Raw genomic sequence first — 353 nt, forward strand, 5'->3', positions numbered from 1 at the left:
CGTACTCCAGCCAGGTCTCCGGCTCCATCCCCTGCTGGTAGGCCTCGCGCACCTTGTCCCCGTTGACCAGAGCGCCGCCGTATTCCTCGTAGAGCAGCAGGTACTCCGCCTCGGACAGGCCAAGCTCTTTCTTAGCGGCCTGTGCCAGCGCCACATACGCCTCACTCTCGTGCTTCCCGTCCGTGACCTCCTCCGCCGCCACATGCCCAGCGTAGGCGTAGGCCAGTTTGAGCGCCTCGGCCTTCTGCTCATCGGTCATGCTCCGGTATTCGTCGCTGTTTATCATGTCCATGGCCAGCTCGTATGAGGTCTGCCCCTTCACGGTGGCGTAGGAAACGTATTCCTCGGCGTTC

At 62.6% G+C, this 353-nt stretch carries 1 protein-coding gene; it reads right to left on the minus strand.

What is annotated here, in order from left to right:
- Positions 1 to 353, minus strand: a 353-nt coding sequence (locus NE547_RS18075) for a hypothetical protein (RefSeq protein WP_256176632.1), incomplete at both ends; no start/stop codon positions are given.

Source organism: Flavonifractor sp. DFI.6.63 (assembly GCF_024462255.1).
GTDB classification, from domain to species: domain Bacteria; phylum Bacillota; class Clostridia; order Oscillospirales; family Oscillospiraceae; genus Lawsonibacter_A; species Lawsonibacter_A hominis.